This window comes from Halorubrum sp. SP9, assembly GCF_005435015.1.
GTDB classification, from domain to species: domain Archaea; phylum Halobacteriota; class Halobacteria; order Halobacteriales; family Haloferacaceae; genus Halorubrum; species Halorubrum sodomense.
The window spans coordinates 1-254 of the sequence record NZ_SGXU01000664.1; the positions used below are offsets into that span (position 1 = coordinate 1).

A 254-nucleotide genomic window follows, 5' to 3' on the forward strand; every position below is an offset into this window, starting at 1 on the left:
TCGACTGATTCGCTCCAGTCAGACGGCTACGAACGCGCGCTTAGCGGCGATCTCACCGTCGCAGAACGCATGCTCGTGACGACGGACGGTGATACGGTCCCATGTCTGTTACGGGAGATCCCGCGCACCATCGACGACGAGGTTGTAGGTACCGATGTGCTGTTCATCGATATCTCTGAACGCGAGAAGTACACTCGGCGACTGGAGGCAGTGTTTAACAGCCCGCACCAGTTTACCGCGTTAGTCCGCCCCAA

At 58.3% G+C, this 254-nt stretch carries 1 pseudogene; it reads left to right on the forward strand.

Annotated features, from left to right (window positions below):
- Positions 1 to 254: pseudogene (locus EXE45_RS21120) on the forward strand (hypothetical protein); the annotation flags it as partial.